The following is a 269-nucleotide window of genomic DNA, read 5'->3' as shown; positions in this document are numbered from 1 at the left end:
GCGCTACCGGCTCGTCGCGCGGGCGACCAACGACGCGATCTGGGACTGGGATCTGGCGACGAACCACGTCCTGTGGAACGAGGCCCTCAACGAAGCCTACGGCCATGCCTCCGGCGCGGTCGAGCCGACCGGCGAATGGTGGATCGCACACATCCATCCCGATGACCGAGCCCGCATCGATTCCGCCATCCGCGCGGTCATCGACGGCGCGGGGACGGCCTGGACCGAAGAGTATCGCTTCCTGCGCGCCGACGGCTCCTACGCCCACG

General features: G+C 69.1%; 1 protein-coding gene. It reads left to right on the top strand.

All coding sequences use genetic code 11. The annotated features are described in order from the left end of the window. The coding region (locus tag C1X29_RS29950; protein ID WP_146023318.1) for a PAS domain-containing protein at positions 1–269 on the top strand (269 nt) is incomplete at both ends.

The sequence above is a fragment of the Pseudomonas sp. GW456-12-10-14-LB2 genome, from assembly GCF_002884345.1.
Classification (GTDB): domain Bacteria; phylum Pseudomonadota; class Gammaproteobacteria; order Pseudomonadales; family Pseudomonadaceae; genus Aquipseudomonas; species Aquipseudomonas paraglycinae.
Note: the sequence above shows the minus strand (reverse complement) of the source record. Positions and strands in the feature narration are given on the sequence as shown.